The organism is Acinetobacter sp. KH_038, from assembly GCF_057839405.1.
Genome location: NZ_CM174489.1, coordinates 668,114 through 695,012, shown reverse-complemented (window position 1 = coordinate 695,012; position 26,899 = coordinate 668,114). Strand labels below are relative to the sequence as shown.

The 26,899-nt window shown below is 42.9% G+C and carries 19 protein-coding genes and 1 pseudogene; 6 read left to right on the top strand and 14 right to left on the bottom strand.

All coding sequences use genetic code 11. The features are described 5' to 3' along the window. Position 1: 1 nt before the first annotated feature. The 7 genes from nuoH to ndhC form a co-directional block, all read right to left on the bottom strand. Positions 2-1,018: an NADH-quinone oxidoreductase subunit NuoH gene (gene nuoH, locus AC3IT7_RS03140; protein ID WP_489249367.1), complete on the bottom strand. Its 1,017-nt coding sequence runs from the start codon at positions 1,016-1,018 to the stop codon at positions 2-4. 3 nt (positions 1,019-1,021) lie between these two features. Continuing rightward, the gene (nuoG, locus tag AC3IT7_RS03135) at positions 1,022-3,700 is read right to left on the bottom strand and encodes an NADH-quinone oxidoreductase subunit NuoG (RefSeq protein ID WP_489249366.1); all 2,679 of its coding nucleotides are present in this window, start codon (positions 3,698-3,700) and stop codon (positions 1,022-1,024) included. A gap of 11 nt (positions 3,701-3,711) precedes the next feature. Further along, on the bottom strand, positions 3,712-5,043 hold the full coding sequence (gene nuoF, locus AC3IT7_RS03130) for an NADH-quinone oxidoreductase subunit NuoF (RefSeq protein WP_489249365.1): 1,332 nt from the start codon (positions 5,041-5,043) through the stop codon (positions 3,712-3,714). Further along, the gene (gene nuoE, locus AC3IT7_RS03125) at positions 5,040-5,549 is read right to left on the bottom strand and encodes an NADH-quinone oxidoreductase subunit NuoE (protein WP_004280775.1); all 510 of its coding nucleotides are present in this window, start codon (positions 5,547-5,549) and stop codon (positions 5,040-5,042) included. The genes nuoF and nuoE overlap by 4 nt, the downstream gene beginning before the upstream one ends. A 14-nt stretch (positions 5,550-5,563) precedes the next feature. Continuing rightward, a complete protein-coding gene (nuoC, locus tag AC3IT7_RS03120) occupies positions 5,564-7,351 on the bottom strand; it encodes an NADH-quinone oxidoreductase subunit C/D (RefSeq protein ID WP_005265977.1) in 1,788 nt (595 codons plus the stop codon). A 90-nt stretch (positions 7,352-7,441) separates the two neighbouring features. Then, on the bottom strand, positions 7,442-8,122 hold the full coding sequence (locus AC3IT7_RS03115; RefSeq protein ID WP_005265978.1) for a NuoB/complex I 20 kDa subunit family protein: 681 nt from the start codon (positions 8,120-8,122) through the stop codon (positions 7,442-7,444). A gap of 6 nt (positions 8,123-8,128) precedes the next feature. Continuing rightward, positions 8,129-8,674 (bottom strand): NADH-quinone oxidoreductase subunit A, encoded by a 546-nt coding sequence (gene ndhC, locus AC3IT7_RS03110; protein ID WP_005265979.1) that lies wholly within the window; start codon positions 8,672-8,674, stop codon positions 8,129-8,131. Positions 8,675-9,248: 574 nt separating this feature from the next. Here ndhC and AC3IT7_RS03105 point away from each other — a divergent pair. Then, a complete protein-coding gene (locus AC3IT7_RS03105; RefSeq protein WP_489249364.1) occupies positions 9,249-9,605 on the top strand; it encodes a hypothetical protein in 357 nt (118 codons plus the stop codon). Between the two features lie 67 nt (positions 9,606-9,672). On the opposite strand, the gene bfmS is transcribed toward AC3IT7_RS03105, so the two are convergent. Both bfmS and bfmR read right to left on the bottom strand, forming a co-directional pair. Then, entirely contained in the window at positions 9,673-11,340 is a 1,668-nt protein-coding gene (gene bfmS / locus AC3IT7_RS03100; protein WP_475653698.1) for a sensor histidine kinase BfmS, read from the bottom strand. 41 nt (positions 11,341-11,381) lie between these two features. Then, positions 11,382-12,098, bottom strand: coding sequence for a response regulator transcription factor BfmR (gene bfmR / locus AC3IT7_RS03095; protein WP_004280782.1), 717 nt, complete (start codon positions 12,096-12,098; stop codon positions 11,382-11,384). 566 nt (positions 12,099-12,664) lie between these two features. Between bfmR and AC3IT7_RS03090 the strand changes: the two genes are divergently transcribed. The 4 genes from AC3IT7_RS03090 to AC3IT7_RS03075 all read left to right on the top strand — a co-directional run bounded on the left by AC3IT7_RS03090 (position 12,665) and on the right by AC3IT7_RS03075 (position 17,734). Next, positions 12,665-15,502 (top strand): ribonucleoside-diphosphate reductase subunit alpha, encoded by a 2,838-nt coding sequence (locus tag AC3IT7_RS03090; RefSeq protein WP_489249363.1) that lies wholly within the window; start codon positions 12,665-12,667, stop codon positions 15,500-15,502. A gap of 143 nt (positions 15,503-15,645) precedes the next feature. Then, positions 15,646-15,774 (top strand): hypothetical protein, encoded by a 129-nt coding sequence (locus AC3IT7_RS03085; RefSeq protein ID WP_489249362.1) that lies wholly within the window; start codon positions 15,646-15,648, stop codon positions 15,772-15,774. 327 nt (positions 15,775-16,101) lie between these two features. Further along, positions 16,102-16,338, top strand: a complete 237-nt coding sequence (locus AC3IT7_RS03080; protein ID WP_489249361.1) for a CRISPR-associated protein Cas2 — start codon at positions 16,102-16,104, stop codon at positions 16,336-16,338. Positions 16,339-16,450: 112 nt separating this feature from the next. Then, a complete protein-coding gene (locus tag AC3IT7_RS03075; protein WP_489249360.1) occupies positions 16,451-17,734 on the top strand; it encodes a ribonucleotide-diphosphate reductase subunit beta in 1,284 nt (427 codons plus the stop codon). A gap of 84 nt (positions 17,735-17,818) precedes the next feature. Here the strand turns inward: AC3IT7_RS03075 and AC3IT7_RS03070 are convergent, their stop codons facing one another. Further along, positions 17,819-18,409 carry a DUF4142 domain-containing protein gene (locus tag AC3IT7_RS03070; protein WP_489249359.1) on the bottom strand — a complete coding sequence of 197 codons (591 nt, stop codon included), beginning with the start codon at positions 18,407-18,409 and terminating at the stop codon, positions 17,819-17,821. Between the two features lie 439 nt (positions 18,410-18,848). Then, a complete protein-coding gene (locus AC3IT7_RS03065; protein ID WP_489249358.1) occupies positions 18,849-20,960 on the bottom strand; it encodes a TonB-dependent receptor domain-containing protein in 2,112 nt (703 codons plus the stop codon). Between the two features lie 949 nt (positions 20,961-21,909). Here AC3IT7_RS03065 and AC3IT7_RS03060 point away from each other — a divergent pair. After that, positions 21,910-22,410, top strand: coding sequence for a hypothetical protein (locus AC3IT7_RS03060; protein ID WP_253602704.1), 501 nt, complete (start codon positions 21,910-21,912; stop codon positions 22,408-22,410). A 259-nt stretch (positions 22,411-22,669) separates the two neighbouring features. Here the strand turns inward: AC3IT7_RS03060 and AC3IT7_RS03055 are convergent. From AC3IT7_RS03055 to AC3IT7_RS03045, 3 genes and pseudogenes are all read right to left on the bottom strand, one after another. Beyond that, positions 22,670-23,587, bottom strand: a pseudogene (locus AC3IT7_RS03055) (IS5 family transposase). A gap of 137 nt (positions 23,588-23,724) precedes the next feature. Further along, positions 23,725-25,230 (bottom strand): glycosyltransferase, encoded by a 1,506-nt coding sequence (locus AC3IT7_RS03050; RefSeq protein WP_475655164.1) that lies wholly within the window; start codon positions 25,228-25,230, stop codon positions 23,725-23,727. Between the two features lies 1 nt (position 25,231). Beyond that, positions 25,232-26,881, bottom strand: coding sequence for a poly alpha-glucosyltransferase (locus AC3IT7_RS03045; RefSeq protein WP_489249357.1), 1,650 nt, complete (start codon positions 26,879-26,881; stop codon positions 25,232-25,234). Positions 26,882-26,899: the final 18 nt, after the last annotated feature.

Below are 26,899 nucleotides of genomic sequence, written 5' to 3'. Positions count from 1 at the left end.
CTTAGGCCTGATTCATCAGAATCACAGCACCAGTCACCAAAAGGTTAACCAACGCCAATGGCAAGCAAATTTTCCAACCAAAGTTCATCACCTGGTCATAACGTGGACGCATGAGTGAACCACGCGCCAGTACAAACATCATTACAAAGAATGCTGTTTTGATAATGAACCAGAATGCTGCTGGAAGGAACGGAATATCAAGGTTGAATGGCGCAAGCCAGCCACCGAAGAATAAAGTCACGATCAATGCAGAGATCAGTACCACGTTGACGTATTCCGCAACGAAGAACATCCCCCACTTCATACCGCCGTATTCGACATGGTAGCCTTCTGCCAGTTCTTGCTCTGCTTCTGGTTGGTCAAATGGATGACGATGCGTCACCGCAACACCCGCAACCACAAAAATCAGGAAGCCGAGGAACTGAGGAATCACAAACCAGACATCACGTTGCGCTTCAACGATTTCACGCATGTTGAATGAGCCGGCAATTGCCACCACACCCATGAGCGAGATCCCCAGGAACACTTCATAAGAAATGGTTTGAGCTGCAGAACGTAAACCGCCGAGTAAGGCGTATTTGTTGTTTGATGACCAGCCACCGAACAGGACTGCGTAGACTGCAATACCTGCCATTGCCATAAAGAACAACAGGCCGATATTCATGTCTGCCACACCTAGATAAGGTGAAACAGGAATGACCATGAACGACAGCACAGCAGTTGCCATCGCAACTGCTGGTGCCATACGGAAAGTCAGTTTGTCAGCAAACTTTGGTGTCCAGTCTTCCTTGAACATGATTTTCAGCATGTCGGCAACAATCTGGAACATACCGCCCGGACCGACACGGTTCGGACCGTAACGGTCTTGCCACAAGCCGAGTAAACGACGTTCAATAAAAGACATCAACGCAGCGATCAATACCACAACCAGTAAGATCACGATCGCTTGAATGACTGAATAGGCGATTGGCCAGTTTTCAGCCCACAACGGCGTTTGACGGATTAATTCTTGTTCCATGAATTACACTCCAACCGCGACTGAAACAGGCTCTGCCAGAGATACCGTCGGTGCAAGACCGATTGGGTAGCCAATATAACCTGTCGGTAAGTATTCAATAACTTGTACAGGAAGAACGATAGAGGTCTCGCCTGCTTTTACTGTCATTGTTTGACCATCTTGAACATTCAAGCGAGCCGCATCCTGTTCACCCAGTGCAAAGACTGCTTCAGGAATACGTGTTTCCATTGCCGGAGTTTTGACAGTGAATTCACCTGAACCGAAGATATGGTGCATTGGTACCAGACGGAAGCTTTCAGAATTGACCAGAACAGGTGCCGGTGCAACGAAGCTACGTGCTGGACGTTTTGCCAAACGGTCAAATAAACGTACGCCTGAATCACCACCTTTCAATGAACCGCCGACATTGTCCTGGAATTTGTTCCAGGCCTGTGGCGAGTTCCAGCCTGCAGACCATGCAAATGGTACCAGGGCTGAAGGTGTTTGATTTCCGACATAACCTTCCATCGAGAAGGTCAATGCAGAGTCTTTGTCCACGGGCTGTTTTGGCTCATGTACAGACAATGGCGCACGCATCGAAGTACGACCTGAGTAACGACGTGGTTCACGTGCCACTTTCAAGCCATGGACACGGAAGCCCGCATCAGGTGCAACATCCAGAATGCCTTCAAGTGCAGGTACATTTTTCGCAACTGACTCGATTACATCATCCAGCAATGTCCAAGAAATCGCTTTGCCTTTTACGCCTGTTTCCAGAGCGTGCAACCAGCGCCAAGATTCTTTGATCGCCAATTCAGGATTGTAGTAGCTAGGGTCATACACTTGGTAGAAACGTTGTGCACGGCCTTCTTGCGATACCACCGTACCATCACCTTCAGCAAATGATGCAGCAGAAAGCACGATGTCGGCTTTTTTCACTGTTTCAGTTTCAGAGTGATCCAGTACGATCACATCTTTGCCTGCCAGTGCAGCATCGACCTGTGCAGCAGGTAGACGACGATACAGATCATTTTCAACCACGATCACTGCATCATAATCCTGTGCAAAAGCTTGCTCTAAACTTTGACCACCAAAGATCGCCATACCCATCGAGTTCACTTCAGGAACAGTCAAGGTCAGGCCGGCATTACCCAGATTCTGTGCAACTTGTGCAGCAGCTTCCATGATTGATGCATCTTGTAAGCTGGTACCCGAGATGATGAGTGGTTTTTTCGCAGCTTTTAAAGTGTCGGCAATGGTTTGTGCAAATGCTTTCGCATCGTCATCCAGACCAAGAATTGCTTCGCCCTTCACGCCCGCAGCAACAGCGAAACCTAAACGTGCGATGTCGTTTGGAGAAGCAACCACTTCGCCTTCGGCAACATCAGACAGACGGGTTTGTGTTGCAGCCAGGATGTAAATCGGAGATTTCGCATCTTGTGCAATACGTTGCACCGGCTCAGCCAGCCATTCCTGGGTACGACGTTCCGCTGCCATCTCTTTGCCTTTATTTTTCGCAGCTTGGCGAACAGATAAAGCCATACGAGGCGCAGTTTGGGTTAAGTCTTCACCTAAGATCAGAACTGCATCATAGCTTTCAATTTCACGCATGTTCGGGTTGTAAACACCCTCGGTTTGCATGATTGAAGCTGCAAGTTCAACCAGGTTTTGCTCTTTTTGAGACAGACCGGTTGAGAAGTTCTCTTGACCAACCAGCTCACGAAGCGCGAAGTTAGATTCAAGTGATGCACGCGGTGAACCGATACCCAAAACTTTTTTGTCCTGGATATTTGCAATCACCGTATCAAGCGCTGTATCCACTGAAACAGTTTCAACAGTTGCACCTTTACGGAATTGTGGTTGACGCGGACGGTCTTCACGGTTGACATAACCCGTACCGAAACGGCCTTTGTCGCACAGGAAGTATTGGTTCACTTCACCATTAAAACGGTTTTCTACGCGGCGAAGTTCGCCATAACGCTCACCCGGAGAGATGTTACAACCTGAAGAACAGCCTTGGCATACGCTTGGCGCATACTGCATGTCCCACTTACGGTTATAACGTGCCGAATGGGTTTTATCGGTGAATACGCCTGTTGGACATACTTCAGTCAGGTTACCCGAGAATTCAGATTCTAGAGTGCCTGATTCAGGACGACCGAAATAGACACGTGATGCGTTGGCATACACGCCGAAGTCCGTACCACCTGCGTAGTCTTTGTAATAACGCACACAACGGTAACACGCGATACAACGGTTCATTTCGTGGGAAATGAATGAGCCTAGCTCCTGGTTGTAATGGGTACGTTTGGTGAAACGGTAACGACGACGGTCATGCTGCGTCATCACCGTCATATCTTGTAAATGACAGTGACCACCTTCTTCACAGACTGGACAGTCGTGCGGGTGGTTGGTCATCAAGAATTCAACAATCGAAGCACGGAAATCTTTTGCTTCTTTGTCTTCAATCGAGATGTAGGTATTGTCAGCAGCAGGCGTCATACATGACATGACCAAACGACCACGGGTATCTTCCGGATTCGCGTATTGAGTCACGGCACATTGACGGCAAGAACCGACAGAACCTAAGGACGGATGCCAACAAAAGTATGGGATATCAATGCCAAGACTCAAACATGCTTGTAGCAAGTTTTCCGAGCCGTTGACTTCATACGATTTGCCATCGACATGAATTGTAGCCATAGTCGAATTCCTTAAGCTTGTTCTACGGAGCTAACTTGAGCTGCGGCATTGACTACCTTCGCTTCAAATTCGCCACGGAAATGTTTGAGTGCGCCCATTAACGGTTCCATTGCACCCGGTGCGTGGGCACAGAAAGTCTTACCGATCCAAAGCTTACGCGTCAGTTCTTGTAAGTGATCGATATCTTCCTGTTTACCTGTGCCATTTTCCAGCGCTTTTAACGCTTTCACAGCCCAAGGCAAGCCATCACGGCAAGGTGTACAGAAACCACATGATTCGCGTGCAAAGAATTCTTCAAGGTTACGCGTTGCTGAAACCATACATTGAGTTTCATCAACCACCATCAATAAACAAGTCCCTAGACGAGAACCTGCTTTCATGATGCTTTCCGCATCCATCGGAAGATCGATATGTTCAGCCGCCAGGAAGTCAGTTGATGCACCACCCGGTAACCAAGCTTTCAGTTTCAAGCCGTCACGCATACCACCCGCATGTTCTTCAATCACTTCACGCGCTGTGGTACCGAATGGAAGCTCCCAAAGACCCGGGAATTTCACCTTGCCTGAAGCACCATAAATTTTGGTGCCTGGATCTTTCGATTTACCCGCAGATAAGCCGATATACCATTCAGGGCCACGCAGCATGATTGCTGGCAAGTTATTGTAGGTCTCTACGTTGTTGACAATGGTAGGACGACCCCAAGCACCTGCAACCTGCGGGAATGGCGGTTTGGTACGTGGGTTGGCACGGCGACCTTCAAGCGAGTTAATCAATGCAGTTTCTTCACCACAGATATAACGGCCCGCACCGGTATGCACGTGCAACTCGAAGTTCCAGCCGGTACCCAGGATGTTGTCACCCAGGTAGCCTTTGGCACGAACTTGCTCAAGCGCTTCATTGAGGTATTTTGCAGCTTCGATGTACTCGCCACGGATAAAGATATAACCATGGGTTGCTTCCAGCGTATAGCCTGCAATCAGCATGCCTTCGATCAACTGATGCGGAAGGTCTTCCATCAACAGACGGTCTTTGAACGTACCTGGTTCCATCTCATCGGCATTACAAATCAGGTAACGTGGACCTGAGTTGTCATTTGGCGCCATAAGCGACCACTTGATGCCTGCCGGGAAGCCTGCACCACCACGACCTTTTACAGTCGCTGCCTTAACCACGTCCAATACATCTTTAGGCGACATCGACAAGGCTTTTTTAAAGCCTGCATAGCCTTCCAGCGCTTCGTAATCATCTGCATTACGAACATTGGCCTGCTTGCTTAAACGCCAAGTCAATGGATGCGTTTCCGGGTTACCGTCGCCATAAATTGGTTTTGGTTCAGTATTCATACATACTTCTCCAACAGCTGTTTCACCGAAGTCACTTCAACCAGACCGTGCGTGTCTTCATCAATCATTAAGGTTGGACCTTTGTCACAGTTGCCCAGGCAGCAAATTGGCAGCAAGGTAAAACGACCATCTGCAGTCGTTTGACCAAACTGAATGCCCAATTCACGCTGGAATGCTTCTGCCAGAGTTTCCGCACCCATCAGGAAGCAGGCAATCGAATCACATAACAAAATCACGTGACGACCGACCGGCTGACGATAAATACGGTTATAGAAGGTTGCAACGCCTTCCAGGTCTGCAACACTCATGCTCAGCATTTGTGCGATGGCATTCATTTGCGCATCATCTACCCAGCCATTACGGCGTTGTACACACTTCAGCGCATCCAGACACGCTGCACGTGGGTACGGATAATGACCCATGTGATGTTCGATATCGTGAATTTCGTCCGCAGTCAAAATTCCTTCAACATTCACACGTGGCTTTTTATCAGTCAAAATCATCATAATGCGTTTACCCCTTAGCGATCCACGTCAGCCATTACGACGTCAATGGTCGCTAAATAAATGATTAAATCCGACATTAAGCTGCCGTTAATCACAGAAGGCATTTGCTGTAAATGCGTGAAGGTTGGTGTACGAATACGGGTACGGTAACTCATGGTCGACTTGTCTGAAGTCAAGTAGTAGTTCGATGCACCTTTCACCACTTCCGCCATCACAGATGCTTCACCCGCCGGCATTACAGGACCCCAAGATACGCTCAGGAAGTGCGTAATTAAGGTTTCAATATCTTGTAATGTCTTGTCTTTTGGTGGTGGAACAGCCAGTGGATGGTCTGCTTTATAGGCACCAGACGGCATGTTGTCTAGACACTGCTTGACAATTTTCAGTGATTCTTCGATTTCACGGAAATGCACCATGACACGTGCATAAGCATCGCCTTCGTACTCTAAAGGAACTTCGAAGTCGTAGTTTTCATAACCGCTGTACGGACGATATTTACGTACGTCAAAATCAATACCTGTTGCACGCAGACCTGTACCTGTCACACCCCATGCCAATGCAGATTTCGCATCATATTGCGCGACACCTTGAGTACGACCCATGAATACCGAGTTGCGTAAAGCAGCCGTGTAGTATTCATTCATACGTTTCGGCATCCATTCAAGGATTTCGCGAATCAGGTGCTGCCAGTTGTTTGGCAGGTCATGCGCTGTACCACCGATACGGAACCAAGCCGGGTGCATACGGTAACCGGTGATCGCTTCGATCGCGTCATAGATTTTTTGACGGTCAGCGAACATATAGAATACAGGCGTCATACCACCGGCATCCTGAATTGCAGTACCGATAAACAGCAAGTGGTTATTGATCCGGAACAGTTCCGACATCATCACACGGATACATTGCGCACGGTCCGGCACAGTAATACCAGCCATTTGCTCCACGCCCATCACATAAGGCATGTTTTGCGCACAACCACCCAAGTAGTCGACACGGTCGGTATACGGAATGAATGAATGCCAGGTCTGACGTTCAGCCATCTTTTCCACACCACGGTGGTGATAGCCGATATCAGGCACACAGTCTTTCACTTCTTCACCGTCCAGCTGCAAGATCACACGGAATGCACCGTGCGCAGATGGATGGTTAGGACCCAAGTTCAGGAACATGAAGTCTTCATCGGCATTACCGCGCTTCATACCCCAATCTTCAGGCACGAAACGAAGATGTTCCTGTTCGTAGTCCTGCTTGGCCTTGTCTTGCAAATACGGTGTATATTCGGTCGCACGTGCAGAATATTCTTTACGCAGCGGATGACCTTCCCAATAGGTCGGTAACAAGATACGACGGAGCATTGGATGCCCTTCGAAATTGATCCCGAACATATCGTAAGCTTCACGTTCGTACCAGTTGGCATTTGGCCAGATGTTGGTTGCCGTCGGAAGATTCAGATCACTTTCAGCTAAAGCAACTTTAATACGAATGTCAGTATTACGCTCGAGCGACAACAAGTGATAGAACACTGTGAAGTCAGACGCAGGTAAACCGTCGCGGTGGGTACGTAGACGCTCATCTACCGCAGACAGGTCGAACAACATCACGTAAGGACGTGACACTGTACGCAAGAACATTAAAACGTCTTGTACACGTGCGCGCTCAACCCAGACTGTCGGGAAATCCTCGAAAGTCGTTTGCACATAGAAGTTCTCACCAAATTTGGTTTTGAGTTCTTCAATGATCGCAAATGCTGGGCGTGAATCAACTGGAGTTGATTCTGGCATAGCAATGTCAGTTTCAGCCATTGGCTTGGCTTCCTATTTAATACAAATTCAGTCAACCTAAACGACAATTACACCCATAGCGGGTGCAGCAAAAAAGACCAGTCGTTTAAATTATTTAATTTCATCCATCGAGCGCAAGTTCTTCACAGCAACACGCTGATCTTTCTTACGGTCACGTTCCGGCATCATCTTTGGCTTATACACTGGCTTAAGATCATCACCGATCACCGCAGAAAGCGGACGACGCTCGAGTTGAATCTGGTCTTGCAACAGCATTAATGCCTGAATCAAAGCTTCAGGACGTGGTGGACAGCCTGGAATATACACATCGACAGGAATGATTTTATCCACACCCTGTACCACTGAATAAATGTCGTACATACCACCTGAGTTGGCACATGCACCCATGGAAATGACCCATTTCGGTTCAAGCATCTGTTCATACAAACGTTGAATTACTGGTGCCATTTTTACAAAGCAGGTACCCGCCACAATCATTAAATCTGCCTGACGCGGTGAAGCACGAATAACCTCGGCACCAAAACGCGACAAGTCATGCACGCCGGTTAAGGTCGTCGCATATTCCACATAACAACATGATGTACCGAAGTTAAACGGCCAAACTGAGTTTTTACGACCCCAGTTGACTGCTGTATGTACCACATCCTCTAAACGAGTCATGAATACATTTTTATTCACTTCTTCTTCTAGCAACGGATCTTCTACAAGGATACGTTCTTGAAGTGGATATTGATCAGCATCCGGATTCGCACGGGTTAATGTATATTTCATCCCGTCTTACTCCTTATCAGATGATTTAGCCGGTGAGCTTTTCACACGACCAGAGGATTGAGCTGGGATTTGACCTGTAGGGTCGATTACCAATTCTTCAATTGAGTTAAAGCGCGTAATTTCTGCTAGATCCATATTTGGCGAACCAATCTTAGCTTTAATTCCTGCGGCCTTACGTCTGTCTGAAGGTGCCCAATTGAGTGCGCCTGTGGATAATTCGTAAACCAAACCAACAAGTAAAACTAAAATAAAGATAGCTGCAGCTGCAAAACCAATCCAACCTACTTCACGAACAGAAACCGCCCATGCATATAGATAAAGTGCTTCTAAATCAAACACCACGAAGAAAATTGCAACTAAATAGAATTTTGCAGACAAGCGGATACGAGCACCACCTGCACCAACAACACCTGACTCAAACTGCTCCTGCTTGGCACGGCCCCATGATTTACCCCCAAGGAGTAACGGGACGGTCAGCATAAAGACGCATAAAAATGTAACGCCGATCACGAAGGCAATAATTGCCCATTCGTATGGAGTAATAGCACTCATGCGGGGATAACTCCTGGCAGGCCTATTTGTTAACAAAGAATGTATGTATTGGCCTTCAAATACACCAAACACAAAATTAATCCCGCCAATTGTACCTGATTTCTGATTTCACTTGCTAGTTTATAAGCCTTAGTCTTTGGGATGATTTTTTAGGCATATCAGCATTTAATTTAATTTTAATCTCGCAAAATCCGATTTGATCGTTTTATTGAATTACATTTTAATTTTCTATTAATTTTTCTATAAACAGCCCTCCCAGTCTGCACACCCATCTCTGAGCATTATTTTCTGTAGCTTACTGTTCAGATATAGACGCTTTCGTCCGCAAATCAAAGCCAAATCAGACAAAAGCCTGTTCTAGCGACAGTTTTTAGGCATAAAGCTTTTGATTTGATTGGATATCCAGCATGAGTTTTTATATTTAGTTACCATCTCATGCACTTTAATCCCAGTTTAATTTCAGACAATCAATTGTGTCTTTTTGCAACACACTCAACAGACTGATTCAGAATATGTTATTTGTATTTCTAAGCCACATAATGACATTAATAAAGTAACAATAAGGAGTCCTTGCATGTCTCTACGTTTTTCCCATAAGCCGAATTATTTTTTATTTGCTCAACTGCTTGTTCGACACATACAAACTCATGTGCAGAAACACCCGGATACAAGTCAGGCGGCTTTTGATTTACGTGATATTCATGCGCTGTTTCAAGAAGATCATGCCTCTTCCAGCATTAACCTGGACGGCATTATGAATATTGCCGATGAATATAAAGTAGAAACTTTATCCGGTGACCAGAAACTGATCCAGCGCTATAGCATCGATGCAAAAAATACCAAGCTGCTGATTGACTTCAACCCTGAAGCCCTGCATAGCTTAAAAGAAGGTAAACCCCTGATTGAACCAGACGCTACCATTCAGGAATAAAATTTTTCCCAGAAAAAAACGATGCCAATGCATCGTTTTTTTTATAACTAAAAGTCATCACACCAGCCTAGACTGAATGATCACTGGTTTCCTCAGCCTTTTCTATCGATTTACGCTTGCTCTTCTTCACATAACGCTGTGCAGGCCAGCTCATAATAAAACGCGCACCACCCAAGGTCGGACTCTGATCTACATAAATCTTGCCACCAAACCAGTATGCAATCCGGCTCACAATGGATAGACCCAAACCATAACCACCCGAAGCACGGGTACGACTGTCATCCAGACGGGCAAAGGCTTCAAAGATCCGGGCACGATCCACTTCCGGAATTCCCGGCCCGTCATCTTCGACACATACATAAGCCTGGCCATTCTGATCCAGACCGCCACTGAGCAATACCTTGTTATCACAATAACGTACCGCATTGCCGACCAGATTCTGAATCACACGATGCAGATAACGGCGCTCCGCTTCTGCCACTACTTCAGACATCGGTTGCAGCTCAATGATTTTCTGGGTTTTCAGCGCTTCGGTTTCCAGGGCGACCTGATTTAGCACTTCAAACAGATTGACCTTTTCAAACTCGATCGACGGCATGCCCTGTTCCAGTTTGGCATAGGTCATGATCTCGTCAATCAAGGTATTCAGCGCTTCAATATCTTTATCAATCTGTTCGACCTGTTGCAGACGATAATCGTAGTCATCTTCATCAGCCATCATTTCTACGCCAAAGCGAATCCGCGCCACCGGCGTACGCAATTCATGCGAAACGGCGCGCATCAGCTCGCGCTGCGCTTCAATCAGGCGCTGGATATGATCTGACATGTTGTTAAAGCTGGATGCCAGCGTTGCCATCTCGTCACTCCCCTCTACAGGAAGACGCAATGACATATTACCGGTTTTCATTTTATTCAAGGCATAGCTGACTTCACGCAACTTGCGTTGCATCGGCACCAGCAGGCCATAAACCCCGAGACTCAGTACAAACAGGCTTAACAAGGTAATACCGGTCGCCAACTGGAATGGCATCCAGTTAAACAGTGGCACTGGCCCCATCACCAATACTTGCGAAGTGGAACCTGGAATCGGAGAAATAATTGAAATCGTGGTACCGCGAATCGAGGCACTGTCACGGTATAAAATAATGCTGTGATCCAGACGCAGCCGCCCGATCTGCTCGGAGTCCAAAGGCAGGTTCTGGACATTTTCGATAGAAACCGGATAGGAGAAATGATCCTGAATACGGGCAAGATATTCTTTTTCCTGACCTGGATAATAGACCAGATAGTCCAGAATAAACACCGGCAAGGCTTTCATCTGCCGTTCAGTAATACTGTCGGCTTTAATATAAAGATAATGATTCGGGTCATCACGCAGCCCGACCACAATATAGGCAATACCAGATTCGGCATCCCAGCGCACCACAGCCTTACGATTGGCGATGCGGCGTCCTTCAGCCCTGGTGATATCGACCTTGCTGGCTTCTACATAATGGATGGGCAGTTCCAGCAAATCGGAAGCATCAGAAACCCAGTCCATTTTTTGCTGGAGATTGGGCTGGCGCGCCACCCCTTCACTGATGATATACGCCATACCATCAGTCAGGGATTCGCGATATTCTTGCGCACGCTGATAGTTGATAATCTGTACCAACAGGTAGCCGAACACCGCCACCAATACCACAAGGATGACGAGTCCGGCGTATATACGCAAAAATATACTGTGCTTAAACACCTATAATTTATCCTGTTTGTTCAAGCAAAAACTACATCTGCTTAAAGACCATTGGTTTCTTTAACGAAGAGATAACCTTTACTACGTACTGTCTTAATACGTTTCGGATTTTCTGGATCGTCACCAATTTTTGGACGGATACGCGAAATACGCACATCGATTGAACGGTCTTGTCCGTCATATTCGATGCCACGTAAACGCTCGAAAATATCTTCACGAGAAAGAATACGGCCGGCATTTGAAGCCAATAACCACAGCAGGTCATATTCTGCACTGGTAAAATCAACCAGATCCCCATTTAAGGTCACCGAACGGCCACCATTATCAATCACCAGATCATCAAACTCGATACGCTGCGCAACTTCATCTTCAGGCACCTTGTCAGTACGACGCAGCAAGGCACGGATACGCGCCAGCAATACACGTGGCTGTACCGGTTTAGCAACATAATCATCTGCACCCATTTCCAGACCCAGAACCTGATCCATGTCTTCGGTACGTGCAGTCAGCATCAAAATCGGTTGATGATAATGTGGGCGCACTTCACGACAAATAGTCAAGCCATCAGCACCAGGCAACATTACATCCAGAACCACCATATCTGGTTGCTCGGCAATAATCCGACGAATGGCACGATTACCATCCGGTTCTACCCCGACCTCAAGTCCGTTACGAATGAGGTACTCTTGCGTTAAACGAGCAAGACGCTCGTCATCTTCAACAATTAAAATCTTGGGTAACTTTTCTTCTTGGCTCATGTATTGCCCCTTATTTGGTGGATCTACGCTATAGGCGTATCCTTTTGAAATCCAATAGATACGTTTTTAATATGCTTGCAATATACACACGTTTACATTGTAAACAAGATAGCGTTCACCAAACTGATACATCAAAATAGCATTTTGTAATATTTTATCGGGCACTTTTTGTCCAGTCTTGCTTGAAACAGGGGTTTGGATCTGATTTGCACTTTACACAACTCTCACATGGACAAAATATGACTGCTTGATTCAGCAGTTTTTAGTTATCCACAGTGTTATCTATAAGCAGTTTCTTTGGACTTTGTTATGCTATGCCTTGCCTGATAAGGCTTATACAAAAATCAATAAAAATAGCGATATTTTTACAAGGATTAAAGCAGAACTTAAGAAAAATATTTAGCTAAATGTCAATATTGATCTACCCTAAATTTTCCCGTATCTTGTGTTCAATTAATTTTAAAACCACTAGGTCTTGTGTTTATTCCTCAAATACTGTGGCATAAAATTTGCCCAGTTCAAACGGTCCATAAACATAAAAATAGATGACAATGGAGCTATGCTAAATGAGCGTAATCACTTCAACTCCTGGTCAACTTCAGGTGATTAAACGCACCGGTGATGTTGCCGCTTTTGATGCAGAAAAAATTTCTGTCGCAATTGGTAAAGCGTTTTTGGCGGTTGAAGGCCAACAAAGCGCTGACTCGAGCCGGATCCATGATCGTATCGAACAACTGACGGAAATGGTATTAAATACCTTTAAACGTCGTTTACCATCTGGCGGAACGATTCATATTGAAGAAATTCAAGACCAAGTTGAACTTGCGCTAATGCGTACGGGCGAACAGAAAGTTGCGCGCTCTTATGTCATTTACCGTGAACAACGTTCTGAAGCACGTAAACAGCTGGGTGCACATCATCATCCGACGCTGCAAGTTACCGATGCCGAAGGCAAACTTAAGCCACTTGATTTAAGTGCCTTGACTGCGCAAGTGAATAAAGCAGCAGAAGGACTGGAAGGTATTGATGTACAGGCCATTGTCGATGAGACCGTGAAAAACTTGTACAACGGCGTCAAAGAGTCGGACATCTCAACTACGATGATGATGGCGACCCGTACCCGTATCGAACAAGAGCCTAACTATACTTATGTCACTGCACGTTTATTGCGTGATGACCTTGTAGCGACTGGTTTAAAGTTCCTCGGCTTGTCTACAGAGACCAATGAAGGCGATGCGCTTGAAACTTTCCTGAAAAAAGGGATCGAGCTTGAGCTGATTTCTCCAGAATTGCTGAATTTTGACCTGGCTAAACTGGCTGCTGCGATTCAACCGGAACGCTCAAACCAGTTTACTTACCTCGGTCTTCAAACATTATTTGACCGTTATTTCATCCATTCAGATGGCGTACGTTTTGAACTTCCGCAATTGTTCTTTATGCGTGTTTCGATGGGCTTATCGCTCAATGAAGAAAACCGTGAAGAGCGTGCCATCGAGTTCTATAACTTATTGTCTAGCTTTGACTACATGGCGTCGACGCCGACCTTGTTTAACTCAGGTACGCTTCGTCCACAGTTATCAAGCTGCTACTTGACCACCATTGATGATGACCTGTATGACATTTATGGCGCAATGCGTGATAACGCCATGCTGTCTAAATGGGCAGGCGGTTTGGGTAATGACTGGACACCAGTTCGTGCCTTGAACTCATATATCAAAGGGACTAACGGTAAGTCTCAAGGTGTGGTTCCATTCCTTAAAGTGGCGAACGATACTGCTGTTGCGGTGAACCAGGGTGGTAAGCGTAAAGGTGCAGTCTGTGCGTACCTTGAAACCTGGCACCTGGACATCGAAGAATTCCTGGAACTGCGTAAGAATACCGGTGATGACCGTCGTCGTACCCACGACATGAACACGGCAAACTGGGTTCCTGACCTGTTCATGCAACGTGTATTCGAAGATGCGGAATGGACATTGTTCACCCCTTCTGAAACCCCAGATCTACATGATTTGACTGGTGCAGAATTCGCTGAGCGTTATACGCACTACGAAGCAATTGCCAAAGAAACAAACATGTTGCACAAAAAAATCCGTGCAAAAGATTTGTGGCGCAAAATGCTGTCGATGCTGTTTGAAACAGGTCACCCGTGGATCACATTCAAAGACGTATGTAACTTGCGTTCACCACAGCAACACGTAGGTGTGGTTCACTCTTCTAACTTGTGTACAGAAATTACTTTGAACACCAGCAAAGAAGAAATCGCGGTATGTAACCTGGGTTCGATCAACCTGGTACAACACGTTCAAGGCGGTGTTCTTGATCGCGAAAAACTGGCACGTACAGTTAAAACTGCGGTTCGCATGCTGGACAACGTGATTGACATCAACTACTACGCGGTTCCGCAAGCACGTAACTCGAACCTGAAACACCGTCCAGTTGGTATGGGTATCATGGGCTTCCAGGATGCTTTATACGAAATGAACCTGGCCTATGGTTCTGATGCTGCGGTTGAGTTTGCTGATGAATCGATGGAAGTGATTTCTTACTACGCGATTGCAACATCAAGCGATTTGGCTGTTGAACGTGGTACATACGAAACATTCAAAGGTTCATTGTGGGATCAAGGTATTCTGCCAATCGACTCACTTGACCTGGTTGCGAAAACTCGTCCAGAGCGCATGTTTGAAGTAGACCGTACCCAACGTCTGGACTGGGACACGTTACGTGCCAAAGTTCAAAAAGACGGTATGCGTAACTCGAACGTGATGGCGATTGCTCCGACTGCTACGATTTCAAACATTTGTGGCGTGTCTCAGTCAATCGAGCCGACATTCCAGAACTTATATGTGAAATCGAACCTGTCTGGCGAATTCACCGTGATTAACCCGTACCTGGTACGTGCGTTAAAAGAACGTGGTCTTTGGGATGCAGTGATGGTCAATGACCTAAAACACTTCGAAGGTTCTGTACAGAAGATTTCCCGTATTCCGGAAGAGCTTAAAGCCATCTTCGCGACTGCGTTTGAAGTTGAAACACGCTGGATCGTAGATGCTGCATCACGTCGTCAAAAATGGATCGATCAGGCTCAGTCTCTAAACCTTTATATCGCTGGTGCAAACGGTAAGAAACTGGACATCACCTACAAGATGGCCTGGTTACGTGGTCTTAAGACAACTTATTACCTACGTGCATTGGGTGCGACTTCTGCTGAGAAATCGACCATTAATACTGGCGCACTAAATGCTGTTAAAGCGACTGCAACCGCAGCACCTGTTGCAGCAGCCGCTCCGGTGGTTGAAGCGAAAAAACCTGAAGTTCCTGCAGAGGAAGAAGGTTTTGCGCAAGCGGCTCCAGTGCCAATGGCATGTTCAATTGACAATCCAGATTGTGAGGCTTGTCAATAATTGGCGAGTTTCTAGAATCCCCCTAAATCCCCCTTTTCCAAAGGGGGACTTCCAGAAATCAAAATAGGTGGATGGAAGCCCCTCCTTTATTAAAGGAGGGGCTTGGGGAGGATTTAGAATTTAATACAAATAAGGAAACCTCAATGTCCCATATGACCCACAACTACATGTTAGGACTTGCGGCATTGCTGATTTCCTTTGGTATTACCTTTTACGCACCGATTGCTTATTTCTGGTTCAAAGTTCGCCAGCAGCGTAAGCAAAATAAGTAGTTTTTGAGACGAATTACTTCTTTTGATTATGTAGCAATACAAGATCAAATCTAGATTGAAAATTACGAAAGATAGAAAGTAATTAGAGATTTAGAAAAAATTTGAGAAAAATGTTGGGGATACTGCAATATCCCCTCCATCAAACTCAGATAACCGAGAATACGGTCGACTGAAGACTTTCAGCAAAGAAAGTAACGAAATCTTCGTTTACTTTGAGTTTTGAGTCAACCGTTAATTCTTACATTTAATCTAAAACATTGTTTTTAGGAGTTTTAAAAATGTTTAGCAATTTACAGCTTGATTCAACCAAAGTAAAAGGAGCTTTCTATGCACTACATGTGTCTAAGTTACGATCTACACCATAAACCACGCTCAAACTATTCAAAGATTTATCAAACACTTGGAAAGTATGAGCATGAACGATTACAAAAGTCGATGTGGCTATTAAATACAGCTAAATCGCCTGATGAAATCATGCAAGATTTTAGGCATTGTGTTGATCTGAATGACCATCTTGTTGTCTTTCCGATTGACCAAAATTTGTTAAACATTTTAAAGGAATAGAGAACCCCAACCAATTTAGTATTCGTATTAAATGGTTTTGAAATAGAGACAGGTTTATAATTTTGTTTCTATTTCAAATGGGGTTCACCTTTTTATACTTAAGGAGAATCCCATGTCTATCCTAAGTTGGGACGATTTCGAAGATGATTCGCAAAAACCGGCTGCACCTGAACAGCAGCCTGCGCCCGTCGAGCCGCAAAAAACGTCTAATTCACAGATGGTATCTGATGCAGGCAACGCATCGCCGGATGTGGCAGCTGCACAACCCCTTAGAGCCACTCAAAACCGAGGATCAAATCCAACCGATTCGCTGGCAAGAGCATCTGCTTCCCTAGAGCAACTTGATGTTGCTCCAGGCTTGGAAGAGCTTGAAATGGGTGCGCAGCGTGTACAGGTTGACGACAAGGCAATGATCAACTGTCGTGCCGACTTGAACCAGCTTGTTCCATTCAAATACGAATGGGCTTGGCAGAAGTATCTGGACGGTTGTGCAAACCACTGGATGCCGCAAGAAGTCAATATGAACCACGACATTGCGTTGTGGAAGTCTGAAAATGGCTTGACTGAAGATGAACGTACCATCGTGATGCGTTCACTCGGTTTCTTCTCGACTGCGGATTCACTGGTAGCTAACAACCTGGTATTGGCGATTTACCGTCACATTACCAACCCTGAATGCCGCCAGTACATCTTGCGTCAGGCATTTGAAGAAGCGATTCATACACACGCTTACCAGTACTGTATCGAATCACTGGGTATGGATGAAGGCGAAGTCTTCAACATGTACCGTGAAGTTCCATCAGTAGCGCGTAAAGCTGCGTGGGGCCTGAAATATACCCAGTCTTTGAGTGATCCTACTTTCAAAACTGGTACACCAGAAAACGACCAGATCCTGCTGCGTAACCTGATTGCATTCTACTGTGTACTTGAAGGTATCTTCTTCTACTGCGGTTTCAGCCAGATCCTGTCGATGGGCCGTCGTAACAAGATGAATGGTGTTGCCGAGCAATTCCAGTACATCCTGCGTGATGAGTCAATGCATCTGAACTTCGGTATCGATATGATCAACCAGATCAAGATCGAGAACCCGGCTTTATGGACGACTGAGTTCCAGGAAGAAATCATCCAGATGATTCTTGAAGGTACCATGCTGGAAATCGAATATGCACGTGACACCATGCCACGCGGTGTATTGGGTATGAACGCAGCAATGATGGAAGAATATCTGAAGTTTATTGCCAACCGTCGTCTGGCGCAGTTGGGCTTGCCTGAACAGTTCGCTGGTGTGAATAACCCGTTCCAGTGGATGTCAGAGATGATGGACCTGCGTAAAGAGAAGAATTTCTTCGAGACGCGCGTGACAGATTATCAGACTGGCGGAGCGTTAAGCTGGTAATTAGAAATATCACATGATACATAAAGTATTATGAGTAAAAAAACCGCCATTAATGGCGGTTTTTTTTATTAGATAAATTTTAAGTTATTTCATCTTTTCAACAATTTGTTCAGCTTTCTTCAAATGTGCAGCAACCGCAGTACGGGTTTGCGTCAGCATATTTTTTAATTCCACATTTTTAGCATTTGGAATCAATTGCTGGTCTAGCATCTTCACCACTTTACGATGAACTTCAACCTGATTCATCATATAGTCTTTGTCCGGAGTAGCTGATCGAGTCAGCTTGGCCACGACCTTATCGCTATCATTTTGCAATGCGGTACTGATATTACTGGTCTGGGGGGTTAGGTTTAAGCGATTTGCCAAGGCCTGACCTTTTTTCTCATTGGCTGAATGATCATTAATCATCATTTGGGCATACTTGCGGACTTCATCCATTTTCAGTTTGGGCAAGGCTGTTTTTGCCTGCTTAATCTCACCGTTATTCGCGGTGCTTAATACCTTAATCACCTGACTATCAGTTAAATTTACACGACTCTCATTCGATATTTTCGAATCCTGTTTAGCATCGTGTGTCGATTGCTGGTTCATTGCCATGGTCTGGCCTGTAGCAAAAATTAATGCACCACTGACTGCAATACAGTTAATCATCTTCTTCATTGGAATAGCTTTCATAACGGCACCCTTTAAGTTTGGATTGATTAAACTTGTCCTTCTAAAATAGGTGAATTAGATTGGAGGCAGTGTAATAGTTGAGTTGTTTTTTTAAGCAATATATAAAGCGTTTATTAAGTTAAGCAAAGACTGTTGCTGATTAGTTTATTTAAGACTCGCATCAACCAGAGGCCCAGATCTGTTGTATAAATCGATCCATGATTTTTCTATTCATTATTTAAAGCCATATTAAAAGTCCCTTCTCTCTTTAAGATAAAAAGCACTGCTTGGCAAAAGGATGAGGAAGTTTTCTTTAAAGTGATTGATAAGAGAACTTTACTACATGAATTTATATGCAGTCATTTCTGGTTTGATCAGGAAGTCAAAATATCCCGCTTATACGTTGAGATGTTTGACTGTCTAGCTTCAACAAAAGTGAACTGAGTTTTCATTTGTTTGATTAAAATGCTTTGGTCACACTCAAACCTGCGCCCCAATTGCGCCCTTCTGCCGGCTCATAGAAGCGGCCATTACTTTCATTGACGATGACTGAACCGGAATAGTCTTTGTCCAGCAGATTATCGATACGTGCAAAAGTGTTCACCGACCAATCCTGTATTTGCCATTGATAAGCCACATTGATGCCAGCGACCATGTAGCTGGGTGCAGTTTCATAGTTGAGATCATTCACATAAATTTTGTCACTATAACGCAGCTCAAGTCCTGCCTGCAGACCATATTCAGGCTTCCAGCCCAGACTTAAAAATGCCTGATTTCTGGCAATCCCCGGAATATAGTTTCCTTCTGCAATCGCAGCAACCGTACCAATAGCCGGAATATCGGCATCAAAGGTGGCATCAATATAGCTATAGCTGGCTTGAACTGCCAGATCACGCCACACATCTTTGTTCCAGGCCAGCTCCACCCCTTCTCTAAAGGTTTGGTCTGCATTGCGAAAGGTGGCGCGTCCACCGTCATTGCCCGCAGAAACGATGTCATTTTGGGTTCTGGTCTGAAAGGCTGCGAACGTGAAGTCTCCCCAAATATTGGCTGATTTTAAACCGATTTCATAGCTTTCACTTTCTGCTGCTTTCAAATTAAAGCTGCGGTTTTCAGCAGTATTTGCAGGATAGGACATTTCGGTAAAAGTTGGGGTTTCAAAGCCTTGTGCATAACTGGCATACGCCATCAGCTCAGGTAAAATATGCCAGCTTAAAGCCAAGGATGGCAATAATTTTTGATAATCGGTTTGCCCCGAGTTATCGCCATTATCCAGAAACTTGTCTTCCGACTTAAAATGGACATTGCTATAACGCAGGCCGGCATCGAATGTCCAGTTCGGCAAGAATGCATAGGAGGCTTGCAAATAAGGATCAAGATTCCACAAGTGATTGTCTTCATTTCGGCGAAGCTGACCTTTCACACCTAAAATATCACCGGCAAAGTTTTGATAGCCTTTACGTTCTTCGCTCATAGCATCTATTGCGACACCTGCAATCATCTGAATATCGGGAAGAAGAGCTTTGCCGGTCCAGCGCAGGTCAGCGCCGTAAAAATGACGATCAAAATCAATCACACCGCCCGGATGATTGATTCCAGCTTGTGCTGTACGGGGAATCGACTGGTACTGGGTGACTGCGCGCTGTCCCCAATAGGCCATGCCGTAAAGTTCCTGCTGATTACCGATCGGTTTATTCCAGGTGATGCCGGTTTGCAGCTGTTCGATGTCCTTACGTGCATTATAGAGCAGAACATTTGAGGCAACCTGTTGCGGATTGGCCTGCCACTGTTCACGAGTTAGACCACCCGGATCATCCGCAGCAATTTTAAGGTAATTATTAATCCAGTTAATTTTGGAACCATCGTCCAGCTCCCGGGTGAGCTTGGCATTATTCAGGACTTTATGCGCACCGCTATGCTCCCGAAAACCATCAGTATCGAAATAGGACGAACTGATGATATAGCTCGGCTCAGCGGTACTTTCTGAACCACCTTGCAAGACCAGTCTGCTCTGTCTTTTACTTTGACTGCCGGCAGAATAGCCGAGTTCAATCGAGTCGGCACCTTGCCCTTCCCGTGTGGTGGTCAAAATTGTTCCGCCCGAAGAATTGCCATACAGTGATGAAAATCCACCACCTAAAACCTCAATACGATCCAGACTGTTTAAATCAATATTTGAGGTTTGCCCCTGTCCATCCGGCATGGTCGCCGGAATTCCATCAACATATAAACGCACGCCACGCACCCCGAAGCTGGAACGCGCACCAAAGCCACGCATCGAAATTTGCAGGTCTTGTGCATAGTTTTCACGATTATTCAGCTGCAAGCCTGGAACGCCCTTTAAGGTTTCCGAAAGATTCACATTCAGGCTGTTCGGTTGTTGCTGCTTGAGATAATACACCGAAGCAGGTGTACTTAAGCGCTCCCGATCAGTACGGGTCGCCTGCACAATAATCGGTGCGAGTTTTTGTACTGCTGTTGCCGAATTTTCAGCATACAGTGTCTGGCTCAGATAGCCGATGAAACAGGACAATGTGATCTTTATAGGAAAATATTGAAGTCGTTGCTGCATAATTTTTAGTTCCTGTTTCTACCTGAGCCAGACAAAGCCCTAACGAACGGAGCGCACTAGATTATTTATTCTATAAGCCGGCTTGATCTTCAATGATCTACAAACTCTGGTTCTAGTTATCAAAATACAGAGATAAATGTTTTTTAAACCTTTTGATCGAGTGAGTTGATTCAACACAGCAATTTATAAAAATCTTTCCTTGAGTTATTCAATATTATGCCCCTTAATTATTTGTTTAATATTTTATAGGGTTATCCGGCCACGTATAAGCTCATAAAACAAATTAACATCATTTCTACACAAGCTTAACTGCTGTATTTTCTGAAGCAGTATCCATCATCAAAAATGATGCATCAGAGCTTATTGTAAAGTGTTAAAGACTTTTTGTTCAAAGCTAAAATCATGCAGATAAAAAACATTCACTTTCACACAAAGATTAAAGTACTTTTATTCTAAAGTTACTGAAAATGTATCAAGCCTTAAGTCACTTTTTTGCTCTGGGATTTAATTTCCATTTAGATGAGTAGACACTCCAGTCGAGATCAGGGTGAAGAGTGTGACAGCAGTCTTAGCTGCTTGTAAAAATATCCAAACAAGGATTATGCAAATTTTTCAGGCCATATATGGCGTAAAGAATTTTGGCTGTTGATGCTATTTTATGTAATTTAAGTAGTAGGAATCGGGGCGATTAAGACAATTTGAGCGATGAAATGATGCGTGAACAAGCTATTCCATGCGGTCATTCTTGTCCCAAATCTGAGCGTTGGCATTCATCGCTTGTATAAGGCAGAACGTTGTAGCTGATGGCAAATGCTGGTATTTACCCTCATGCGCATTCTTGTAAAGATGCAGATGCCAAGCGACTGAAACCTGACAAGAAAATAATAAATATATTGCTACAGCCAAATAACCAAGTCTTACAAATCCGGTCTTGATGCAGGCCTGGTTTATGGCTTATTTAATGGGTAAATATCAGCAAGATAAGAACATTTCCATGCTGCAAGATCAATTAGTAAAATTTCCCGATGCCCTATGGGTGCAAATCTATAAGGACAAAATGCAGTTGATGAATGTCGATGGCACGATTACGCATACGTTACTGCCCGAGGTGCCTTATGCCCATCCACGGAGTATCATTGCGGACTTTGATGCAGCTGCGGTGACTCTGAAGCAGCTTTTGCCGACCTCTATGATGCAAAAATTATTTAGCTCTATTGCGTTGCTGCAAATCATGGATTTGCCTGAAGATGGCTTGACTGAACTTGAAAAACGAGCTTTGCTAGAACTTGGTTATGAAAGTAGTGTGCAGAATGTCATTCTGTTTGACCATGCAGGCAATGCCCTGACCAAGGCCAAACTTCCGCCACAACATCGAACGACCATTATTAAAATTTTACTGGTGATCATTATTATGGTGGTAATTGCATCGACCTGGTTTTTGACGCTTTAAATAATACTTAGACTCTCAAATTTCTAAATCCTAAAAGAATCTATAGCAAAACATAGGTACATCTTATTTTTGTTTTGACCTTTAATGACGCCTTAAACAGATGGCGCCCCGCATAGCAGTCAGTCTGTATCCAACCTATTGTTTCATAGGATAAAAATAAATAATAATATTGGTAAACTACTTTAAGTTCATATTGGCTTTGTTGCACAAAGGTTTGAAAGATAGAGCGATCCTAATTGAGCCAAATTCAAGTGACAACTTAGGTGTGAGCGTACCCCAATTCTGTGAATTTGTTCAAGATGGCTACACGTGCATGAATCTCATTCACCTGGCTAGGAAAACTCCTTGCTGTTAATTTATCGCCTAATAATTTAATGCAATACATCTTGGTTTCCAGCAAACTTCGACGATGATAACCAGACCACTTTTTCCAAAGCGATCTTCCTAGCCGTTTGACTGTCTTCAATAACTCATTTCACTCTATAGACCTTATTTTCTGGTCTTTTCAAGGCTTTGCATTCTTCCTTGGTGGAATGATCGCATGTGCATCTCGATCTAAAATGACTTGTCGGCAGTGCTTTGTGTCATAAGCACCATCAGTATAGACTGAATCAATTAGTTCATCCAAGGAAACTTGAGAAAGTAAATCTTCGAGTATTTGTGAATCACTGAGATTATTTGTGGTGAGTTGTACTGTACGTATTTGAAGGGTTTCAGCATCTATAGCAATATGGAGTTTATGCCATTGGCGACGATATTCAGGTCTATGTTGCTTGTGTTTCCATTCACCTTCACCTAGAAACTTCAAGCCAGTAGAGTCCACGAGTAGATGCAGCCCCTTGCTACTTTTTTGGTAGCTCATTGCAATATCAATATGCTTTTGTCTTCTACAAAGCGTGGTGTAATCTGGCGCTGTTCAATTTAATCCGCAAAGTTTAATTAGACTTTGAACAAAACCTGTGACTATGCATAAAGAGAGTCGAAATAAAGATTTGATCTTTAAACAGCACTGGATAGCTATGTTGGAGTAAATTTGATTTCGACTCTTAGCTTATGATTGTGCATACCACTGAGTCTTTGGATCAAACCAAATGGAAATATTACCTCGGTTAATTAGGGCCCGATTATAGAAAGACCAATTGGTTGTGCAATAGATTTTAGGAGCAGGTTTATTCATTTTTAAATTATATGGCTGAATAAACCCTCTATGCTAAGTTTGTGTAACAAAGCCGTTAATATTGTAAAGATTAAAGTTGCAATATTAATATTTTGACAACAGTTTTTTATCATAAATTCATATTTTTTATTTACAATTTACAGCCTCATTAATTCTTTCTTCCATATTTCTGCTACAGATGGCATATTATAGTCCAAAGCTGTAAGGTATGCATTATTCGATAAAGTCTCCAGTGAATCTAAGTTTCCTATTAATTTAATAATTTTTTCAGCCATTAATTTTTTATTATTTTTTTCAACAATTAAACCATTCAATCCATCCTTAATAATTGCTTTTGGTCCATATTTTATATCATAAGAAACAATAGGAACTCCATAGCTCATACTTTCTAGAAAGGCAAGAGGGAAACCTTCAACCTTACTTGTGGATAAATATAATACTGATTCATTCAATTCTTTTGCAATATCTTCTATATATCCGGGTAAAAATACATTATTCCCTAAATTTTTTTCTTCAATCAACCTTTCCAAATCCTCTCTTAATTTTCCTTCACCATAAACATATAATTGAATATCACTATTTTCTTTAATAACGTAACTCATAATTTCAATCATATGATCAATTTGCTTCAGATCATCAAAGCGAGCAAGTGAAATTATTTTATTTTTAACTCTCTTAGAAAATTCAATTTTTTTTATTAAATTATCATTTGCATGCGGGATATTCAAAATTTTATATTTTGGATTAAACTTCGCTTCAATATCATTCGTCTGTTGTGGTGTCAAAACCACACAAGCATCAATACAAACACGTCCTGACAAGAAATCTTTATAATTACTATTTAGTTTATTAGAATAAATGTCTTCATATGGTGCTGAAATATGTACACTATGAACGGCTGAAACTAGCTTAAAATCTCTTTCTTTTCTTAAACTTCCTAGAGGATTTATCCATACTCTATTTTTATCTATGATACAAATTGATTCTTCTTTAATATTTTTCTTACACCAATAATAGAAAAGATCCTCTTCTTTAGAAAAAATTTCTAATAAAATCCCATTCTGAGATATCAAATAAATTTCATCTAAATTATAATCAGGTTTATATTTTTTTATTAAACAAAGATTACCTTGAGGTGTAAAAAAATCTTCTCTTAATATTTTACCATTAGTGTCCAATATTTGTGTAATAGCCAGTTGGCCATATATATTAAATTTATCCCGTCTTATTTTAAAACCTGAGCATATATAATTAATATAATCTATTTTTGTTTTTTCTTCATCTCTCCAAACTACATACATATTAAAACTATTATTCTTTTTATAAAAACGTTGATGAGTGGCTGAAACATCTTTTACTGTATATTGATCATATGCAACTTGAGCAGGCTTCAAATTCTGTCCTTCTTCTATATGCATAATATCTTCGTAAACATTAAGTAGCTTACTTTCTTTTGGCACCCACCCAATACTCTGATAATGTTTCCAATTTTTTCTCAAATTTAAATTTAGCTTTGCTGTTACAAATATCGGAATAATATTTAAATATTCAGAAAATAAGATTGCTCTTTTAAAAGATGATCTCTCAATTCCAGTCAGTTTTTGCCCAAAATCGATATTAAAGAAAAAATATTCAGGTTTCATATCAGTTCTCAAAATGTAAGAGGTAGGCCACATACCCAGACAAATTATGCTCTTGATCATCTATACGTGTTCTAAAACGATCATGACGTACATAGAATGCATTTAAGATTTTTTCAGGTTTTGCCATGTACATCGCAACTTCAGGATAGAAATAACCGGTACTTCTTTGAAATTCGACGCGTTGCTCAATCAGCTGTTTAAGCTCTTCAAATTTTGACTTTTTATATAGCTCTTCAAAGCCCTGTTCACGCATACGCACAACCATTTTATAGGCCGACATCATCATTTCTAAAAAAGTGGCATAGGCTGTTTTACGCTCAGCAATAAACTTCATATGCTTTAAGTAATTATTTAAACCAAACTCGAAATATCTTTCTTCAGGACAAATCTTCGTGAGTTCATTGGTACAGTAACTTAACCAGTCATGATATTTATCGTATTTTTTTTCTATAAAATGCTCAAACATTAATTTAACGGTCTGCAATAGCTTTGGATCCTGATTAATTTGATATAATCTCAGCAAGCCTAAAGCAGCCTCTCCATCATAGTAAACGATACGAAATTTTTCTTTAATTTCTAAACTCGGATAATCAAGTACATGGGTGGTCTCCCCCTGATCATCGACCATATACAAAATACCTTCAGCTAATTTTTCGGCAGCAGCTTGATATTGATTATCTGAGGTAATTTCCTGATATTTAGCCAACATAAAAATAGTGGCAGCATTTGAACCGAGTTTAATTTCGTTATCATTTTCACCATCAGTCATAAAACCATGCCCTTTTACTTCTTTATAAAAGGTTTTGATGGCATATTCGATCGCTAATTTAATTTTGCTTAAATATTCTTTTTTATAATCGACTTCTAACGTTTCAAGTAAGGCATACACTGCTGTGCAATGACGTACAGTATTATAACTTTTTATTTCACGATTATAGGCTGGGAAATATCCATAGATAAATTTCCCATCATCCTGGATTTCACCATGTAAAAACGCTGCATTCTTTTCAACCATACAACGAACATGATCTTTTAAATCCGAAGTTAGCTCACGTACCCCATTAACAGGTCCTAATGTTTGTAACGTCAATATAGTTTCATTTTCATAAAGGGCTGAAACTGTATCAAATACCCAAATATATTCGAGCTTATCCAGTTCGAAAGTTTTAGTGATGGTTGGATATTTTGAACGAATAGCGCGGTTAACATTGTCTTGATCCCAAAACGTTGGTTCATTATAAACAATGCCTCGGATTAAGGCTTTACCATATAACTCTTGCTCTAAAAAGCAAATATCAAATTTTGAATCAAAACTTACACTCTTTCTAAAATGATTATTATGTAATTGGGTATTTAGGTTTTTTTTAACATCCTGCCATGATTTTTTCTCAATATTCACAGCAATATCAAACTTTAAAAATTCAGGTAAACTTCGGTTTTTTTCATATAGCTTTTCTAAAAATTTTAGTGTTCTACTTATAGCTGTTTTTGTATTGGGTGCAGCAGAGCTCCATACCTTACAACGCTTGCCTGGATCACCATAAGAAATAAAAATCACATAAATCTTTCGATGCTCATGACCTAATTCTTTATTTAACCATTCTGTTAACTTATGTTTAAACTCGAAATATTTAGTTTGCGTATTAATCATAACAGCTCATATATAACT

What these genes read in the sequence shown, in the direction of transcription:
- AC3IT7_RS03070 (WP_489249359.1), bottom strand. Translation starts at nt 18,409, where the DNA reads ATGAAAGCTATTCCAATGAAGAAGATGATTAACTGTATTGCAGTCAGT.
- AC3IT7_RS03105 (WP_489249364.1), top strand. Translation starts at nt 9,249, where the DNA reads ATGTCTCTACGTTTTTCCCATAAGCCGAATTATTTTTTATTTGCTCAA.
- AC3IT7_RS03085 (WP_489249362.1), top strand. Translation starts at nt 15,646, where the DNA reads ATGTCCCATATGACCCACAACTACATGTTAGGACTTGCGGCATTGCTG.
- nuoE (WP_004280775.1), bottom strand. Translation starts at nt 5,549, where the DNA reads ATGATGATTTTGACTGATAAAAAGCCACGTGTGAATGTTGAAGGAATT.
- nuoC (WP_005265977.1), bottom strand. Translation starts at nt 7,351, where the DNA reads ATGGCTGAAACTGACATTGCTATGCCAGAATCAACTCCAGTTGATTCA.
- AC3IT7_RS03050 (WP_475655164.1), bottom strand. Translation starts at nt 25,230, where the DNA reads ATGAAACCTGAATATTTTTTCTTTAATATCGATTTTGGGCAAAAACTG.
- nuoG (WP_489249366.1), bottom strand. Translation starts at nt 3,700, where the DNA reads ATGGCTACAATTCATGTCGATGGCAAATCGTATGAAGTCAACGGCTCG.
- AC3IT7_RS03115 (WP_005265978.1), bottom strand. Translation starts at nt 8,122, where the DNA reads ATGAAATATACATTAACCCGTGCGAATCCGGATGCTGATCAATATCCA.
- AC3IT7_RS03065 (WP_489249358.1), bottom strand. Translation starts at nt 20,960, where the DNA reads ATGCAGCAACGACTTCAATATTTTCCTATAAAGATCACATTGTCCTGT.
- AC3IT7_RS03090 (WP_489249363.1), top strand. Translation starts at nt 12,665, where the DNA reads ATGAGCGTAATCACTTCAACTCCTGGTCAACTTCAGGTGATTAAACGC.
- nuoF (WP_489249365.1), bottom strand. Translation starts at nt 5,043, where the DNA reads ATGAATACTGAACCAAAACCAATTTATGGCGACGGTAACCCGGAAACG.
- AC3IT7_RS03045 (WP_489249357.1), bottom strand. Translation starts at nt 26,881, where the DNA reads ATGATTAATACGCAAACTAAATATTTCGAGTTTAAACATAAGTTAACA.
- nuoH (WP_489249367.1), bottom strand. Translation starts at nt 1,018, where the DNA reads ATGGAACAAGAATTAATCCGTCAAACGCCGTTGTGGGCTGAAAACTGG.
- bfmR (WP_004280782.1), bottom strand. Translation starts at nt 12,098, where the DNA reads ATGAGCCAAGAAGAAAAGTTACCCAAGATTTTAATTGTTGAAGATGAC.
- AC3IT7_RS03075 (WP_489249360.1), top strand. Translation starts at nt 16,451, where the DNA reads ATGTCTATCCTAAGTTGGGACGATTTCGAAGATGATTCGCAAAAACCG.
- ndhC (WP_005265979.1), bottom strand. Translation starts at nt 8,674, where the DNA reads ATGAGTGCTATTACTCCATACGAATGGGCAATTATTGCCTTCGTGATC.
- AC3IT7_RS03080 (WP_489249361.1), top strand. Translation starts at nt 16,102, where the DNA reads ATGCACTACATGTGTCTAAGTTACGATCTACACCATAAACCACGCTCA.
- AC3IT7_RS03060 (WP_253602704.1), top strand. Translation starts at nt 21,910, where the DNA reads ATGGCTTATTTAATGGGTAAATATCAGCAAGATAAGAACATTTCCATG.